General features: G+C 67.0%; 16 protein-coding genes. 5 read left to right on the forward strand and 11 right to left on the reverse strand.

The window, feature by feature from the left end:
- The 6 genes from ACVWZ8_RS00910 to ACVWZ8_RS00935 form a co-directional block, all read right to left on the reverse strand.
- Positions 1 to 294, reverse strand: coding sequence for a YciI family protein (locus ACVWZ8_RS00910; protein ID WP_456503493.1), 294 nt, complete (start codon positions 292 to 294; stop codon positions 1 to 3).
- Positions 295 to 421: 127 nt separating this feature from the next.
- The gene (locus tag ACVWZ8_RS00915; RefSeq protein ID WP_426976727.1) at positions 422 to 922 is read right to left on the reverse strand and encodes a hypothetical protein; all 501 of its coding nucleotides are present in this window, start codon (positions 920 to 922) and stop codon (positions 422 to 424) included.
- Positions 919 to 1,677 (reverse strand): MarR family transcriptional regulator, encoded by a 759-nt coding sequence (locus ACVWZ8_RS00920; protein WP_456503494.1) that lies wholly within the window; start codon positions 1,675 to 1,677, stop codon positions 919 to 921. The genes ACVWZ8_RS00915 and ACVWZ8_RS00920 overlap by 4 nt, the downstream gene beginning before the upstream one ends.
- Before the next feature lie 308 nt (positions 1,678 to 1,985).
- The gene (locus ACVWZ8_RS00925) at positions 1,986 to 3,317 is read right to left on the reverse strand and encodes a M50 family metallopeptidase (protein WP_456503495.1); all 1,332 of its coding nucleotides are present in this window, start codon (positions 3,315 to 3,317) and stop codon (positions 1,986 to 1,988) included.
- Positions 3,318 to 3,354: 37 nt separating this feature from the next.
- On the reverse strand, positions 3,355 to 4,539 hold the full coding sequence (gene dxr / locus ACVWZ8_RS00930; RefSeq protein WP_456503496.1) for a 1-deoxy-D-xylulose-5-phosphate reductoisomerase: 1,185 nt from the start codon (positions 4,537 to 4,539) through the stop codon (positions 3,355 to 3,357).
- Between the two features lie 113 nt (positions 4,540 to 4,652).
- The gene (locus tag ACVWZ8_RS00935) at positions 4,653 to 5,357 is read right to left on the reverse strand and encodes a sulfite exporter TauE/SafE family protein (protein WP_456503497.1); all 705 of its coding nucleotides are present in this window, start codon (positions 5,355 to 5,357) and stop codon (positions 4,653 to 4,655) included.
- A 112-nt stretch (positions 5,358 to 5,469) separates the two neighbouring features.
- Between ACVWZ8_RS00935 and ACVWZ8_RS00940 the strand changes: the two genes are divergently transcribed.
- Positions 5,470 to 6,966, forward strand: a complete 1,497-nt coding sequence (locus ACVWZ8_RS00940) for a lipase maturation factor family protein (RefSeq protein WP_456503498.1) — start codon at positions 5,470 to 5,472, stop codon at positions 6,964 to 6,966.
- 13 nt (positions 6,967 to 6,979) lie between these two features.
- Here the strand turns inward: ACVWZ8_RS00940 and ACVWZ8_RS00945 are convergent, their stop codons facing one another.
- Positions 6,980 to 7,666: a response regulator gene (locus ACVWZ8_RS00945; RefSeq protein ID WP_426976721.1), complete on the reverse strand. Its 687-nt coding sequence runs from the start codon at positions 7,664 to 7,666 to the stop codon at positions 6,980 to 6,982.
- Positions 7,663 to 9,240 (reverse strand): sensor histidine kinase, encoded by a 1,578-nt coding sequence (locus tag ACVWZ8_RS00950; RefSeq protein ID WP_426979849.1) that lies wholly within the window; start codon positions 9,238 to 9,240, stop codon positions 7,663 to 7,665. The genes ACVWZ8_RS00945 and ACVWZ8_RS00950 overlap by 4 nt, the downstream gene beginning before the upstream one ends.
- Before the next feature lie 276 nt (positions 9,241 to 9,516).
- On the opposite strand from ACVWZ8_RS00950, the gene ACVWZ8_RS00955 reads away from it, so the two are divergent.
- The 4 genes from ACVWZ8_RS00955 to ACVWZ8_RS00970 are packed head-to-tail and all read left to right on the forward strand — an operon-like array spanning position 9,517 to position 13,060.
- Positions 9,517 to 10,527: a Bug family tripartite tricarboxylate transporter substrate binding protein gene (locus tag ACVWZ8_RS00955; RefSeq protein WP_456503499.1), complete on the forward strand. Its 1,011-nt coding sequence runs from the start codon at positions 9,517 to 9,519 to the stop codon at positions 10,525 to 10,527.
- The gene (locus ACVWZ8_RS00960) at positions 10,524 to 11,027 is read left to right on the forward strand and encodes a tripartite tricarboxylate transporter TctB family protein (RefSeq protein WP_456503500.1); all 504 of its coding nucleotides are present in this window, start codon (positions 10,524 to 10,526) and stop codon (positions 11,025 to 11,027) included. Before ACVWZ8_RS00955 ends, ACVWZ8_RS00960 begins: the two co-directional genes overlap by 4 nt.
- On the forward strand, positions 11,028 to 12,662 hold the full coding sequence (locus ACVWZ8_RS00965) for a tripartite tricarboxylate transporter permease (RefSeq protein WP_456503501.1): 1,635 nt from the start codon (positions 11,028 to 11,030) through the stop codon (positions 12,660 to 12,662).
- Complete coding sequence (locus tag ACVWZ8_RS00970) at positions 12,659 to 13,060, forward strand: universal stress protein (RefSeq protein ID WP_426976717.1); 402 nt, start codon at positions 12,659 to 12,661, stop codon at positions 13,058 to 13,060. Before ACVWZ8_RS00965 ends, ACVWZ8_RS00970 begins: the two co-directional genes overlap by 4 nt.
- 274 nt (positions 13,061 to 13,334) lie before the next feature.
- Here the strand turns inward: ACVWZ8_RS00970 and ACVWZ8_RS00975 are convergent, their stop codons facing one another.
- Genes ACVWZ8_RS00975 through ACVWZ8_RS00985 form a run of 3 tightly spaced genes read right to left on the reverse strand, consistent with a single transcriptional unit; the run spans position 13,335 to position 15,501 of the window.
- Positions 13,335 to 14,168 (reverse strand): HpcH/HpaI aldolase/citrate lyase family protein, encoded by an 834-nt coding sequence (locus ACVWZ8_RS00975; RefSeq protein ID WP_456503502.1) that lies wholly within the window; start codon positions 14,166 to 14,168, stop codon positions 13,335 to 13,337.
- Positions 14,165 to 14,752: a MaoC family dehydratase gene (locus ACVWZ8_RS00980; RefSeq protein WP_456503503.1), complete on the reverse strand. Its 588-nt coding sequence runs from the start codon at positions 14,750 to 14,752 to the stop codon at positions 14,165 to 14,167. The genes ACVWZ8_RS00975 and ACVWZ8_RS00980 overlap by 4 nt, the downstream gene beginning before the upstream one ends.
- Positions 14,749 to 15,501, reverse strand: a complete 753-nt coding sequence (locus tag ACVWZ8_RS00985) for a CoA transferase subunit B (protein ID WP_456503504.1) — start codon at positions 15,499 to 15,501, stop codon at positions 14,749 to 14,751. Before ACVWZ8_RS00985 ends, ACVWZ8_RS00980 begins: the two co-directional genes overlap by 4 nt.
- Positions 15,502 to 15,503: the final 2 nt, after the last annotated feature.

Raw genomic sequence — 15,503 nt, forward strand, 5'->3', positions numbered from 1 at the left:
CTAGGCGGCGTGGCCGGCCAGCAGGCCGGTCAGGGGTGCCCAGACGGTCGTGCGGGTTCCGGAAATGGCGCCGGCGGCGGCGAACGGATCCTGCTTGAGGATCTCGTTCAGGGCCGCCTCGTCGGCCGCCTTGAAGATGAGGAGCGCACCGGCGCCGTCGCCGTAGGGTCCGCTGGCGAGCAGCGCGCCCTCCTGCGCCAGTGCAGCGGTCCATTCGCGGTGCGCGGGGCGGCTGGCGTCACGGGCTTCGGAGGATTCGGCGTCGTATACGTACTCAACAGCAAAAACAGTCATACGGATACACTATCGCCCCGGCGGCCAGGTACCCATCCGGCGGCCGGCCAGGCACGGCACGGACTTGCAAGGCTCGGACTGCGCTGCTCGACCAGCCGGCTCGTGACCAGCCCCGGCTGGCCTGTGTTCAGTTGAGGAAAAGCAGCTTCGCCAGGGCAGCGATGCCGGCCGCCCACAGCATGGACGTAAGGGTTCCGATGATGAATCTCTCGGCTGCGACCGGCGTCTCCTTCAGTTCGGCGAAGCGGCCAAGTCCCTTGATGGCGACCACGTAGGCAATGGCTACCGGCTGGCCGGCCAGGACCGCGACGCAGACCGCCAGCCGCTCCAGGACGCCGATAATCGCTCCACCGCGCAGGATGCGGGAGCTGCTGACCGTGGCGGCGTCCGCTGCTGGCTGAAGGGCCGGCTGGGGGTTCGCGACGTCGGTGGTGGTGTCCGCGGCGGGATCCTCAACGGCAGCTTCCGCACCGGCGGGATCAGAGCCGGCGGGGTCAGAGCCGGCGGCATGTGCGCCGGCGTCGGCCCGGTCGTCGATGGTCCGGGCGAGCCGGAAGACCAGCGCGGTGACCGGCCAGCCAACGAAACCGGCCGTGAGCAGGGCCAGGGTGATCCAGAGGGCGTTCACCTGTCTCCTTCTGCGCTGTCGTCCTTAGCGCGGGTGTCCTTGGCGCTGTTGTCCTTGGCGCTCTGGTCCTTGGGCTGGGCGGCGGCGTCATCCGTCCCGATGATCAGTCCGTGGGCGAGGGACAGCAGCATTTCGGCAGCCGGCCTCGCGGCCCATTCTTCCTGCCAGCCGGACCGCAGGAGTGCGCGGCTCACCGATTGTTCCGTGATTCCGAGTGTTCGGGCCGCGATTTTCTGCGTGCCACGGGTGCCGGAATGGCCGTGCTGGACAGAGCGGAGCACATCCAGCACCCTCCACTGCGCCTCGGTCCGGTCCTGGACCAGCCGCCCGATCAGCCGCAGCACCGCCTCGGCATTGGCGCAGGCCCTCACCCCCGCGGATGCCTCCGGTGACGGCGCTCCCCTGCCGGCGCCGCCGGAGACGACGGCGAGCGGCACATGGGCCGCCGCGGCCTTGGCCCGGTCCACCGCAAGCCGGGCCGCGACGAAGGCCGGGCCGGACCCTTCGCGCGGGCTGGCCGGCAGCGGAAGGTCCACCGCCCCCACCCCGATTCCGACGTACCAGCGGCCGCTGCGCAGGGCATGCTGGGCGATCTCCACGACTTCCTCGGGGTGTTCGAGAACGCCCTGGACTTCGTCGCCGACCGAGCGCTCGAAACGCCCGGCGCTGGACAGTGCCGCCAGCTCCGCGAGGAGTCCGGGCACGCGGTCGACGTCGGAAGTACTGCCGCGCTGGTCGATGGTCATGACGTACATAGCTCCAGCCTAAAGGGCTGATCTTTGATAATCAATCATTTTCAACTGATTATTGAAAATAAACTGAGATAAGCTGAGAAATACAAATCAGCGCAGTCCGGTTAGCCGGCGGGCCGCGGGCCGGCGGGGCTACCCGGCGCCGTCCGGGGGCACTTTGACACGAAACGCCGGGCGCCGTCGTCCGTTTCGACGCCGGACCGCGGCAAAGTGCCCCCGGACCGCGGGCTAAAGCCGGCCTGGATCGCAGGCTGGGGTTTGGGGCCTTGTTTAGCGGTGGTCAGGGTCAGGTCAGCCGGCCGACCTCGGCGTCAGCCGAAGAGGTTGACCGGCTTGACGATGTCCGCGTAGATCAGCAGGGCGCCCATGCCCATCAGCAGCACCGCCACCACATAGGTCACCGGCAGCAGCTTGGCAATGTCGAAGGCACCGGGATCCGGACGGCCGAACAGCTTGGCGATCCTGCGCCGGGCGCCCTCGTACAGCGCGCCGGCCACATGGCCGCCGTCGAGCGGCAGCAGCGGGATCAGGTTGAAGACGGCCAGGGCGAAGTTCAGTCCGGCCAGCAGGCCCACCAGGGCGCCGATCCTGGACTGCAGCGGGACCTGCTCCATCGCGGCGACCTCACCGGCCACCCGGCCCACGCCCACCACACTGATGGGTCCGTTGGGGTCGCGCGGCTCTTCGCTGAAGGCCGCCTTCGCCACACCTGCCACCCGCGCCGGGAGGTTCACCACGACGCCGGCGATCTGCTTGATGTTCTCGCCAGCCATCGGCAGCACCGCCGAAGCCGGCTGCTGCACGAGCATGGTCTGCGCGCCGATGCCCAGGAAACCGACATCCTGGTACTGCAGCTTCCCCTCGGCGTCCTTGGCCTGCCGGCCGTCGTCGCCGATGACCGGCCGCGCGGACAGCACTGGGGTGACGGTGGTGGTGACGGGGGCGCCGTCGCGCTGCACCGTAACGCTGACCTGCTTGCCCGCGGAGGAGCGGATCCAGCCGGTGAGTTCGTCCCAGCTGGTCACGGACTTGCCGTCGAAGGAGGTGATGACATCGTTCGGCTTGAGCCCCGCGGCCGCGGCGGGCGTGGGCTTGCAGTCGGCGGAGTTCGGGTCCACGGTCTCGCCGGCCTTGACCTGGCATTTGGAGACATCGGCGATGGCGGTGGTCTGCGTGGCGACGCCGAAGCCCATCAGCAGCACGGCCGTGAGCACGACGCCGATCAGGAGGTTCATGGCCGGACCGCCGAGCATGATGATGATCTTCTTCCAGACCGGGAGCCGGTAGAACACGCGGTTACCGTCCTCGGGGCCGACTTCCTCGTGGGCCATGGAGCGGGCGTCGCTGGCGAGCGACTGGAACATCCCGGTGCTGGAGGGGCGCACCGTGCCGTCCTCCTTGTTCGGCGGGTACATGCCGATCATGGACACGAAGCCGCCCAGCGGGATGGCCTTGAAACCGTATTCGGTCTCGCCCTTCTTCCGGGACCAGAGCGTGGGCCCGAAGCCGATCATGTATTTGGTGACGCGGACCTTGAACAGCTTGGCCGGCAGCAGGTGTCCCACCTCGTGCAGGGCAATGGACACGGCGATGCCGATCGCCACAAAGACGACACCGAGGATAAAGAGGAGGACGGGGCTCATGCTTCGATCTGCTGCTTCCTAGACGCTTCTCGGCTGTTCAGACGCTTCTGACGGCTAAACGTTCGTGGGTGCGGGCACGTGCCCATCTTTCAGCATCCAGCACGGACTCCACCGTCAGCCCGGAGGACCCTGTGTGTTCGCTGAGTACGGCTTCGATGGTATCGACAATGTCGGTGAAGCGGATCCGGCCCGCGTGGAAGGCCATCACGGCCTCCTCATTCGCGGCGTTGAAGACGGCCGGGTAAGTGCTCCCCCGCCTGGCAGCATCCTTGGCCAGCCCGACGGCGGGGAACGCCTCCGTGTCGAGCGGCTCGAAGGTCCAGCTGGTGGCCCGGGTCCAGTCGCAGGCCTGGGCGGCCTGGGGCACGCGGTCCGGCCAGCCGAGGCCCAGGGCGATGGGCAGGCGCATGTCCGGCGGGGAGGCCTGGGCGATGGTGGAGCCGTCGATGAACTGGACCATGGAATGCACCACGGACTGCGGGTGGACCACGACGTCGATCCGGTCCAGCGGGATGTCGAAGAGCAGGTGCGCCTCGATCACTTCCAGGCCCTTGTTGACCAGGCTGGCGGAGTTGGTGGTGACCATGAGACCCATGTCCCAGGTGGGATGTGCGAGGGCTTCCCGCGGTGTGACGACCTGAAGCTCCTCGCGGGTCTTGCCGCGGAATGGCCCTCCGGAGGCGGTGAGGACCAGCCGGTCCACCTCGGCGGCGGTGCCGGAGCGCAGGCACTGGGCGATCGCGGAGTGCTCCGAATCCACCGGGACAATCTGGCCATCGCGCGCCGCAGCCTTGACGAGGGCGCCGCCGACGATCAGGGACTCCTTGTTGGCCAGGGCCAGGGTTGCGCCGGATTTGAGTGCGGCGAGGGTGGGCGCCAGGCCGATGGAGCCGGTGATGCCGTTGAGCACGACGTCGGCGTCGGTCTCCGCGATCCGCGTGGAGGCATCCGGGCCCGTGATGATGTCCGGGCGGTAGCTTGTGACGCTGGCGGCGCGGGCGGCGTCGTCGATCAGCTTTTGCAGTACGGAGGCGTCGCCGGAAGCGACGCCGACCGCGGGGGCGCGGGTGTGCACGGCCTGTTCGGCGAGGAGTTCCAGGTTGCCGCCGCCGGCGCTGAGCGCCACGACCTCGAAAAGATGCGGAGCGCCGTCGACGACGTCAATCGCCTGCCTGCCGATGGAACCGGTGGATCCGAGGAGGACGATCTTGCGCGGCTGCATGGTTTAAGTATCCCGCACCGCGTGGGGCCCTGCGTTCCTCATCGAGTTGACACGTAACGGCAGACTTTGCCCTGCCCAGCCATTTTTGGCGAACCGACGCACCCGGGGAAGGCCTACCCGAACGCAAGCTCCACCACGCCCTTCGTCATCGTGGATGCCGCCCCCGTGTAGGCAATGACGACGACAATCCGGCGGACAATCCCGGGCCGGATCCGCCCTGACAGGAGATCGCCGGCCGCGATGCCGAGCACCATGGCCGCCAGGATGCCCAGCCACTGCCAGCCCTCCAAGGCTGGAAGATGGCCACCGGAAAATAAGTATTTACTCAGCAACGAGGACAGCCCGGTGGTGACGAAGTAGGGCTGCAGGGTGGCGCCAAAGCTCTTCTGATCCCAGCGGGTGGCAATGGCATAGGCAGTGATCGCCGGCCCACCGACGCCGGCCGCGGCGTTCATGAGACCGCTGGAAAATCCGAGTGACACCATGGGAACCGGGCCGGCGGCGCGCCATGAGCTGCGGTTCAGCCGCTGCGAAGCCAGCAGGGCGATGATGAGCAGCACCCCGATGCAGATTTCCAGCGGTGCCTCCGGTGCATGGCTGGCCAGCCATGCACCGGGGACCACCCCCAGCAGGGCAGAGATGGCGAGGCCCGCGTAGCGTCTCCACTGAACATGCCGCCACACCCTGGACAGGATCAGCAGCGACGACGCCGCACCGCAGAGGTTGACGATCATCACCCCGTCAAAGGGGCCGAGCAGAACCACAAGCACCGGGGATACGAGCAGGCCGAAGCCAAGCCCGGCAAGCCGCTGAGCCAATGCCCCGGGCCACGACGGCGATGAGGACCAGAGCAAACATGATTCGATCTTAGTGCCGCAGCGAATACCGCCCCCGATTGACGGCCCGCACCGCAGGCGTAACGTGGAAATCGTGGAGTGGACCGCATGGTTCGACGCGCCGGAGTACGAGTTCGCCCGGCAGGTGCTGCAGCGCGGCATCGCCACGCTCTACTTTGTGGCCTTCCTTTCCTCGCTCAACCAGTTCCCGGCCCTCCTCGGCGAGCGCGGCCTGTTGCCGGTGCCGGAGTATCTGGAGGGGTTCAGCCGCCTGCGCCGGCCCAGCCTGTTCCAGTGGCGCTACTCGGACCGGCTGCTGCGCGGCGTCTGCTGGAGCGGGATGGCCGTTGCCGCCACGCTCATTGTGGGGCTGCCCCAGCTGGGCCCGCCGTGGTTTCCGCTGCTCGCGTTCCTTGCACTGTGGCTGCTGTACATGTCGATCGTCAACGTGGGGCAGACGTTCTACGGCTTCGGCTGGGAGATGCTTCTGCTGGAGGCGGGGTTCACGGTGGCGTTCCTCGGCTCCGACCAGACTCCCCCGCCGCGGCCGATCCTGATCCTGCTGGCCTGGCTGGTGTTCCGGCTGGAGTTCGGTGCCGGCATGATCAAGATCCGGGGCGGCCGGGAGTGGCGGGATCTGACGGCCCTGTACTACCACCACGAGACCCAGCCGATGCCCGGGCCGCTGAGCCGGCAGGCACATCTGCTCCCGAAGGCGTGGCACCGGCTGGAGGTCCTGGGCAACCATTTCGCCCAGCTGGTGGTGCCGTTCTTCCTCTTCGCCCCGCAGCCCCTGGGCAGTGCCGCGGCCGGGATCATCATCTTCACGCAGCTCTGGCTCGTGGCGAGCGGCAACTTCGCCTGGCTCAACTGGATGGCGATCCTGCTCGCGTTCGCCGCGGTCAGTGATCCCGTGGCGCACGCCGTGCTGCCGGCGATCCCGCTCGACTGGCACGCCGCAGCGTGGGGTGTTGGTGCTGCCGCCGGCGGCGGGACGGCCACCGGCGCCGGCAGCCTGGCGCCGGTCCCGTGGCTCGTGGTGGTCCTGCTCGCCACCGTGCTGCATGTGGTGCTCAGCTACCGGCCGATCGAGAACCTGTTCTCCCACTACCAGCTGATGAACGCCAGTTTCAACCGGTGGCAGCTCGTGAACACCTATGGTGCCTTCGGCACTGTCACGAAACGGCGGATCGAGATCGTCGTGGAGGGGACCCTCGACGCGGAGCCCGGGGATGACACAGAGTGGCGGGAGTATGGCTTCAAGGGCAAACCCGGCGATGTCCGCCGCATCCCGCGCCAGTACGCCCCCTACCATCTGCGGCTGGACTGGCTGATGTGGTTCCTACCGCTGCGCACCGTGCACGAGGAATGGTTCTACGCGTTGTTGGCCAGGCTGCTCGCCGCCGACCGGCCCACACTGAGGCTGCTGCGCCACGACCCGTTCGACGGCGAACGCCCCCGCTGGGTGCGGGCCCGCAGCTACCTCTACCGCTTCTCCAGCCGGGCCGAGTTCCGCGCGACAGGCCAGCGGTGGATCCGGATCCCGCTGTACGTAGCCATCGCGCCGATGTCCCTGCCGCCGGAGGACTGAGACGGGGCCGGTGCTACGGCCGGGCGCCCGGCTTCAGCACGTACCGCCGTTCCGGCCGCCCCGCCCCGTACTTGAGCCGCACGTCCGCCCTGCCCGAATCGTGGAGGTACTCGAGATACCGGCGGGCACTTACCCGTGATGCTCCCAACAGGTCGGCGACTTCTGCGGCCGAGAGGTCTGCGTCGGCTGAACGAAGCGCCCCTACAACCAACCTCAGCGTCTCGACGCTGCATCCCTTGGGCAACGGAAACTCCCCCGGCTCCATGCGCTCAACACCGAAAACCCGGTTCACATCCGACTGCCCGGCCACATCCTTTGAGGCGTCCAGGCCGTGATAGGCGCTCAGGTAGTGCGCGAGCCGCTCCTGCAGGTCCGATTGCGAGAACGGCTTGATCAGGTAGTGCACGATGCCGCCGCGGAGTGCCCGCCGCACCGTCTCGCTCTCCCGTGCTGCGCTGATCACCAGGACGTCCAGGTCAGGCACTATGCCGCGCAACTGCGAGATCAGGTCAAGCCCGTTGACGTCAGGTAGATGGATGTCCAGCAGGACGAGGTCGGGCGCCAGTTCCCTGGCCTTGGCCAGGGCTTCGCTACCGCTGTGGGCCGCCCCGACCACCGCAAATCCCGGACTGCGCTGGATGAAGCCGGCATGGACCTTCGCGACCATGAAGTCGTCGTCGACGATCAGGACCCTGATCATGGCTGAAACCTCCTGGGGAAGAGCCGGGCAGAGAAGACGGCACCGCCGTCGTTGTGCACCGTAAGCTGTCCGCCCCGCCGCTGGCATACGACCCGTGACAGCGCCAGCCCGTAGCCCCGGCCGCCTTCCGAGGTGGGCTGTTTCGTAGTGAACCCCTGCCGGAACACCTCCTCGAGGACTTCGGGAGGAACGCCGGGGCCCGAGTCGCGGACCACGATGCTCAGCTTCTGGTCCCGGCCGTCGATGAACACTTGAACGGCGGCGTCGGCCGTGCCCGTCACGGCGTCCAAAGCGTTGTCCACCAGGTTGCCTACGACGGTGGTCAGATCCCTCGACAATTCGTCGTCCACCCGTTCCAGACGGGAGTCGGGGGAAAGTTGCAGGGTCACTCCGCGCTCAGCCGCGAGGCTCGATTTTGCGATGAGCAGGGCCGCCAGCGCCGGGTCCTCGATCCGGCTCGTGACGTCGTCGCTGAGCCGGGTCCGGTCCAGGGTTGTGCCGTTCACGAATTGCACCACCGCGTCATACTCCCCGATCTGGATCAGCCCGGAAATTGTGTGCAGCTGGTTCGCAAATTCGTGGGCCTGGGCGCGGAGCGTATCCGTCGCGGTGCGCGTGGCGCCGAGTTCCCGTTCCAGGGAGGCGAGCTCCGTACGGTCGCGCAGGGTGGTCACCGAACCGATGGTCCGCCCGTGCGACAACATTGGCATCCGGTTGAGGACCACCAGCCGTTCACCGACCAGCACCAAGCGGTCCGGGCCGGGCTGGTCACGTGTCAGCACGTCCCGCAGTGCCGGTTCAACGGCCAAGGCATTGAGGCTCTTTCCCACACAGTCCGGCGCCAGACCCAACAACTGGCGGGCGCTTTCGTTCACCACGGTGATCCGCTCGTTCGGATCCAGGGCCACCACACCCTCCTTGAGGCCGTGCAGCATGGCCTCGCGGTTTTCCACCAGGCCGGTGATCTCGGTGGGCTCCATTCCCAGCGTCTGGCGCTTGACCCGGCGCGCGAGCAGCAGCGACCCGGCCACGCCCAGGACGCTCGCAACGCCGAGGTACGTCAAGAGGTTGGGCACGGCATCGCCCAGCCGCTCCCAGGTCGAGGGGTAGTTCCTGCTGATGGCCGCAATGCCGATCATCGCCCCGGTATCGTCCAGGACCGGGACGTGCGCCGACAGCATCGCGGTTGCGGTCCCGCCCACCACGCCGGTCCAGGCGCGGCCCTCCATCACGCGGCTGCTGCCGAGCTCAAGTCCCCTGCCCAGCAGGGATGGATCCGATGAGGCCACGACGGTTCCATTCGGCCAGGCGAGCGCCACCTGGGAGGATCCGGAAACAGTCCTGACCGATTCAGCCACGGCCGGCAGCGCCGAACCGCCCCGGGACTCTGCACTCGGCAGCAACGCACGGACAGTGGGATTGTTGCCCAGCGCCTCCGCGGCAGAGAGCGCCCGGCGCCCCTCAATCCGCTCGAAGGCGGCTGCCGACTGCGCGAGGGAGATTGCAACGACAGCCACCAGGACGGCCAGAACGATCAGCAGCTGAAGGACCAGGTATTGCCCGGCAAGGGACATCCCTCTTCGTCGAGTCACGTGCTGTCTTCCTTGTGCGTGGTTCAGCCGCCGTCCGGGCTGGAGGGGGTGCGCACCGGGGTCCGTCCGGCACAGTGGACTATACCCCAAGGTGCAGCACCGGCCCCGCGATATGTTTGGCAGCTGTTGGAAACCGGAAATATGAACGCAATGAACTTAACTTTCTCTGGTTACACAAGAGTGATGCCTATCACTTCCGCACCTAGCATCAGATCACCAGTCAGATTTGCTGGTCAGTTTATTGAGAAGAGGAACACCATGCGCCAGATCCGCGCATTGCGAATTGCCGCCGTCGCTGCCGGCATCGCCCTGATGGCCACCGGTTGCGGTGCGACCACCAAGAGCACCACCGCTCCCGCCAGCTCCGGCGCCGCTGCAGGCCCCGTGACGGGGCTGCAGATCCTGGTCCCCAACACCGCCGGCGGCGGTTACGACACCACCGCCCGGGCGGCGGCGAAGGTTCTCGACGACGAGAAGATTGCCACGAACACCGAGGTGTTCAACCTCGCCGGCGCCGGCGGCACCGTGGGGCTGGCCCGGGTGGTCAATGAGAAGGGCAACGGCGACCTGGCCATGCTGATGGGCCTTGGCGTGGTGGGCGCGAGCTACACGAACAAGACCGAATCCAAGCTGACGGACACCACTCCCCTGGCCAAGCTCATCGAAGAGCCGGGCGCGATCATGGTCGGCAAGGATTCGCCCTACAAGACGATCGATGACCTCGTGTCAGCGTGGAAGGCAGATCCGGCCTCCATCAGCGTAGGCGGCGGTTCCTCCCCCGGCGGCCCTGACCACCTGCTGCCGATGCAGCTGGCCGGAGCCGTTGGCATTGACGCCACGAAGGTTAACTTTGTCTCTTACGACGGCGGCGGCGCTCTTCTTCCGGCCATCCTCGGAAACAAGCTGGGTTTCGCCGCGTCCGGTGCCGGTGAGTTCCTCAAGCAGATCGAGTCCGGCGACGTCCGCGTCCTGGCCACCAGCGGGGACAAGCGTCTTGACAGCGTCGATGCCCCCACCCTGAAGGAATCGGGCATTGACCTGGTCTTCAGCAACTGGCGCGGCATCGTGGCGCCTCCCGGCATCAGCGATGCGGACAAGGTATCCCTGATCGCCGCCTTGGAGAAGATGCACGGAAGCCAGTCCTGGAAGGACGTCCTCAAGACGCGGGGCTGGACCGACGCGTTCCTCACCGGGGATGAGTTCAAGACCTTCCTGACCGAGCAGGACAAGCGGGTGGCCGACGTACTGACCAAGCTTGGGCTGGCGTGAGTTCCTTAGCCACCAAACTCAAAGGCCGCTCCGAGCTGGGGGTCGCCCTCCTGCTCGGGGCGGCCGGCGGGCTCGTCCTGTGGGACGCCGCCGGCCTTGTCACTCCTTACTCCAAGTCGGACCCTGTCGGACCCAAGACCGTTCCCTACATCGTCGCGGGCCTGCTGATCATCTGCGCGGTAATGCTGGCCATCAACGTTCTCGGTGGCGGCCACGGCGAAGCGGAAGGCGGCGAAGATGTGGACCTGACCCACCCGGCGGACTGGAAAACGGTCCTTCCCCTGGCTGCCGCCTTCATAGCCAATATCCTGCTGATCGATTGGGCCGGCTGGGTCATTTCCGGGACCGTCCTCTTTTGGGGCAGCGTCTTGGCCCTGGGCAGCCGGCGCTATGTCCGCGACGGCCTCATCTCCGTAGCTCTGTCCCTCCTGACCTTCTACGGCTTCTACCTCGGCCTCGGGATCTCGCTCCCCGCCGGCCTGCTGGAAGGGATTCTCTAAATGGACGTCTTCACCTCCCTCATGGACGGCTTTGCCACCGCCCTGACACCCATGAACCTCCTCTACGCCGTGATCGGCGTTATCCTGGGCACCGCCGTCGGCGTCCTGCCGGGACTGGGCCCGGCGATGACCGTGGCCCTGCTGCTTCCTGTGACGTCTGTACTGGAGCCCACGAGCGCTTTCATCATGTTCGCCGGCATCTACTACGGCGGCATGTACGGCGGATCCACCACCTCCATCCTGCTCAACACGCCCGGTGAGTCTTCCTCGGTGGTCACGGCCATCGAGGGCCACAAGATGGCTAAGGCCGGCAGGGCCGCCCAGGCGCTGGCGACGGCAGCCATCGGCTCGTTCGTGGCCGGCACCATCGGCACCACACTGCTGGCCGTCTGTGCACCTATCGTGGTCAAATTCGCGGTCAGTCTGGGATCCCCCAGCTACTTCGCCATCATGGTCCTTTCTCTCCTTGCCGTTACTGCCGTGCTGGGGTCCTCCCGGCTCCGCGGCTTTGCCTCGCTGGGCCTGGGCCTGGCGATCGGCCTGATCGGGATGGACTCTGTCACGGGACAGCGGCGGCTCACCTTCGGCCAACCGCTGCTCACCGACGGCCTGGACATTGTGGTGGTGGCCGTCGCCATCTTCGCCGTGGGTGAAGCCCTGTGGGTGGCCGCCCACCTGCGCCGGACCCCCCTTAACGTCATCCCGGTGGGGAATCCCTGGATGGGCAAGCAGGACTGGAAGCGGTCCTGGAAGCCCTGGCTGCGGGGAACCGCCTTCGGCTTCCCGTTCGGTGCGCTTCCGGCCGGCGGCGCCGAGATCCCCACCTTCCTGTCCTACGTCACGGAAAAGCGCCTCAGCAAGCACCCCGAGGAGTTCGGACATGGCGCCATCGAGGGTGTTGCCGGGCCGGAAGCTGCGAACAACGCATCCGCGGCCGGCACACTGACCCCGCTGCTGGCGATGGGGCTACCTACCAATGCCACCGCGGCGGTGATGCTGGCAGCGTTCACCGGGTACGGCATCCAGCCCGGACCTCAGCTGTTCGAGAGCCAGGGGCCCCTGGTGTGGGCACTGATTGCCAGCCTCTTCATCGGCAACTTCCTGCTCCTGATCATCAACCTGCCCTTGGCACCCCTGTGGGCCAAACTCCTGCAGCTGCCGCGTCCCTACCTGTATGCAGGAATCCTGTTCTTCGCCACGCTGGGCGCCTACTCGGTGAACCTGCAGGCGTTCGACCTGGTGCTCCTGCTGGTGCTCGGCGCGCTCGGGTTCATGATGCGGCGGTTCGGACTCCCCGTGCTCCCACTCATCCTCGGCGTGATCCTGGGGCCGCGTCTCGAGGGCCAGCTGCGCCAGACCCTGCAGCTCAGCGCCGGCAACCCCGCCGGTCTCTGGAGCGAGCCCATCGCCGTCGGAATCTACGTCATCGTGGCGATCATCCTCGTCTGGCCGCTGGTGCTCAAACTGTGGCGTAAATCCAGGCCCGCCACCGCACCCGTCTCCACTGGCGGGACGGACCTGGGGCCGGAAAATACAGTGTCCGAAGCGCCCGCAGCCGGCGGCACCCAGGCTTCAGAACATGCCGGCAGCAACGTCGACGCCGGCCACGCCCGAGCACGACAGGAGAAACTGTGAGCATCATCGTCGGATACGTGCCCACTCCCGAAGGGGAAGCGGCACTGGAACGTGCCATCTCAGAGGCACGAAGGAACAGCACGCTCCTGGTGATCATCAACTCGTCGCGCGGAGACGCGACGGTGGACAAACGGTATGCCCAGGGCAGCGACATCGCGGGCATCGAAGAGCGGCTGGGACGTGAGGGCGTGGAACACCACATCCTGCAGCCGGTCCGGGGCAACGACGCGGCCAACGAGGTCCTGCAGGCCGCCGAGGACTACCGTGCGGAGCTGATCGTCATCGGTCTGCGGAAGCGCACGCCCGTGGGCAAACTGATCATGGGAAGCACCGCGCAGCAGATCCTCCTTGAGGCAGATTGCCCCATCCTCGCCGTCAAGGCAGCCCCGGCGACCTAGCTGGCCTGGCCTGGCCTGACAAGGGTGCACGCGGCAAGGGCCGGAAGTCTCACGACTTCTGGCCCTTTGTCGTATGTCTTCAGCAACCGTCCGGAGGTACCGCTTGACGCGTATGGCCGGGATGAGCGTAACGGAGCACCCATTCGACGCAGATGGCCGCAATAGGGCCCGCCAATCCGGCCATTGCTGGCGAATCGACGAGGTTCAGACCTGCGGAGCCGCCACCTCGCCACATTTCGGTGGCCAGCGGGACGACGGCACGAACCTCCTGAAGTTAGCGGCCGGCGCGGCGGAGGGTGGACTCGGCGTGCTTGAGGATTGGCCCGTCGATCATTTTGCCCTTGTACTGGAACACGCCCGTTCCTGCTCCGGCGGCGGCGTCGAGCAGTTCCGTGGCCGCGGCGACGTCGGCTTCGGAGGGCGCGTAGGCACCGCGGACCACCGCCACCTGGTTCGGATGGATGCAGGCCTTGGAGCCGAAGCCTGAGGCGACGGCGTCCCCGGCTTCGACGGCCAGACCGTCAAGGTCCGGGATGTTGACGTAGACCGAGTCGATGGCTTCCTTGCCGAATGCCTTCGCCGCCAGCAGCACCGCGGAGCGGGCGTGCAGCGCCACAGCACGGTAGGCGCCGACGTCGGTCCGGCTGGAGGTGCCGCCGAGGGAGGCGAGCAGGTCCTCGGCGCCCCACATCAATCCCACAACATTGGGCTCGGCAGCGATGGCGGCCGCGTTGAGGATCCCGGCCGCCGTCTCACACAGTGCAATCACGCCGTAGCCCTCAAGCTCCTTGAGCTGGGCTGCGCTTTCGGCCTTGGCAAGCATGACGTGCCGGTACGGGGTGTGCTTGAGGCAGTGCAGGTCCTTCTCAAACTCCTCCGTGCCCGCCGGGTTGACCCGGATGATGGTCCGGCTCGGGTCCAATTCCGGGACGTCGCCGGTGGAACCGAGCTGGGCCAGGATGGCGCCGCGGGCGCGCTGCTTGTCAGCCGGCGCGACGGCGTCCTCCAGGTCCACGATGACGGCGTCAGAGCGCTCGGCGGCCTTCTGGTAGCGCTCGGGGCGGTCGGCGGGGCAGAACAGCAGGGCAGGGCCCATCAGGAAACTCATGTGTCTATTCTCCGCTTTTCCGCGCGTTCTTTCTGCGCAGCGTTTTCCTTCTGCGCAGCGTTGTCCTTCTGCGCAGCGGTGTGTGCTTCGCGCGTCCACATCAGGCAGCTGCGCGTGGCGAGGGCCACGACGTCGCCGTGCTGGTTCCGGCCGGTGTGCTTCATGGTCACGATCCCCTGGCCCGGCCGGGAGGAGGACAGCCGTTTCCCGGACACGACGGTCTCCGTGTACAGCGTGTCGCCGTGGTACATCGGGTGCGGGAAGGACACATCCGTCATTCCCAGCTGGGCGATGATGGTGCCCTGGGTCAGTTGCGGGACCGACTGCCCCACCACCGTGGCCAGGGTGAACATCGAGTTCATCAGGCGCTGGCCGAACGGCTGCTCGGCGCTCCAGGCGGCATCGAGGTGGAGTGCTTGGGTGTTCATGGTCATGGTGGTGAAGAGGACATTGTCCGTCTCCGTCACGGTCCGGCCGGGACGGTGCGCGTAGACCACGTCCTCCTCAAGTTCATCGAAGTAGAGTCCGCGCTGCTCAATGACCCGGGGTTCGGGCACGCGCTGTGGCGCAGGGTTCGTTGTCATACGGTCAGTTCCTGGTCTTCCTCGAAAAGCTCGGCACCTGTGGCCGCAACCACGTCCTCAACCGAGACATTGGGGGCCAGTTCACGGAGCACCAGCCGGGGCTTACCGCCCTCGGCCACGACGTCAATCACGGCGAGGTCGGTGATGATCCGGTCCACGCAGCCCTTGCCGGTCAGCGGCAGTGTGCACTGTTCCACGATCTTGGGTTTGCCGTTCCGGTCCACGTGCTCCATCATCACGATCACCTTCTTGGCGCCGAAGACGAGGTCCATGGCGCCGCCCATGCCCTTGACCATCTTGCCCGGGATCATCCAGTTGGCGAGGTCGCCGTTGGCGGCGACCTCCATCGCGCCGAGCACTGCCACATCCACATGCCCGCCGCGGATCATGCCGAACGAGGCGGCCGAATCGAAGAACGCGGCGCCCTTGTTCACCGTGACGGTTTCCTTGCCGGCGTTGATCAGGTCCGGGTCGACCTCATCCTCGCGCGGGTACGGTCCGACGCCGAGAATGCCGTTCTCGGAATGCAGGACAACCTCGATGCCGGCCGGGATGTAGTTGGGGATCAGCGTGGGCATGCCGATGCCCAGGTTCACGTACTGGCCGTTATGCAGCTCCTGCGCCACCCGGGCGGCCAGTTCGTTGCGGGTCCAGCCCTTGATTTCGGGGTGTTCGACGGCGGATCGCCGGTATTCGTGGCGGACGGCTTCCGGACGGGGAGGGGCGCCCTGCGAGCTGTTCGTTTCCACGG

The organism is Arthrobacter sp. UYCu723 (assembly GCF_054059215.1).

What these genes read in the sequence shown, in the direction of transcription:
- ACVWZ8_RS00925 (WP_456503495.1), bottom strand. Translation starts at nt 3,317, where the DNA reads ATGAGCCCCGTCCTCCTCTTTATCCTCGGTGTCGTCTTTGTGGCGATC.
- ACVWZ8_RS00910 (WP_456503493.1), bottom strand. Translation starts at nt 294, where the DNA reads ATGACTGTTTTTGCTGTTGAGTACGTATACGACGCCGAATCCTCCGAA.
- ACVWZ8_RS00955 (WP_456503499.1), top strand. Translation starts at nt 9,517, where the DNA reads ATGCGCCAGATCCGCGCATTGCGAATTGCCGCCGTCGCTGCCGGCATC.
- ACVWZ8_RS00945 (WP_426976721.1), bottom strand. Translation starts at nt 7,666, where the DNA reads ATGATCAGGGTCCTGATCGTCGACGACGACTTCATGGTCGCGAAGGTC.
- ACVWZ8_RS00975 (WP_456503502.1), bottom strand. Translation starts at nt 14,168, where the DNA reads ATGAGTTTCCTGATGGGCCCTGCCCTGCTGTTCTGCCCCGCCGACCGC.
- ACVWZ8_RS00920 (WP_456503494.1), bottom strand. Translation starts at nt 1,677, where the DNA reads ATGTACGTCATGACCATCGACCAGCGCGGCAGTACTTCCGACGTCGAC.
- ACVWZ8_RS00980 (WP_456503503.1), bottom strand. Translation starts at nt 14,752, where the DNA reads ATGACAACGAACCCTGCGCCACAGCGCGTGCCCGAACCCCGGGTCATT.
- ACVWZ8_RS00950 (WP_426979849.1), bottom strand. Translation starts at nt 9,240, where the DNA reads ATGTCCCTTGCCGGGCAATACCTGGTCCTTCAGCTGCTGATCGTTCTG.
- dxr (WP_456503496.1), bottom strand. Translation starts at nt 4,539, where the DNA reads ATGCAGCCGCGCAAGATCGTCCTCCTCGGATCCACCGGTTCCATCGGC.
- ACVWZ8_RS00965 (WP_456503501.1), top strand. Translation starts at nt 11,028, where the DNA reads ATGGACGTCTTCACCTCCCTCATGGACGGCTTTGCCACCGCCCTGACA.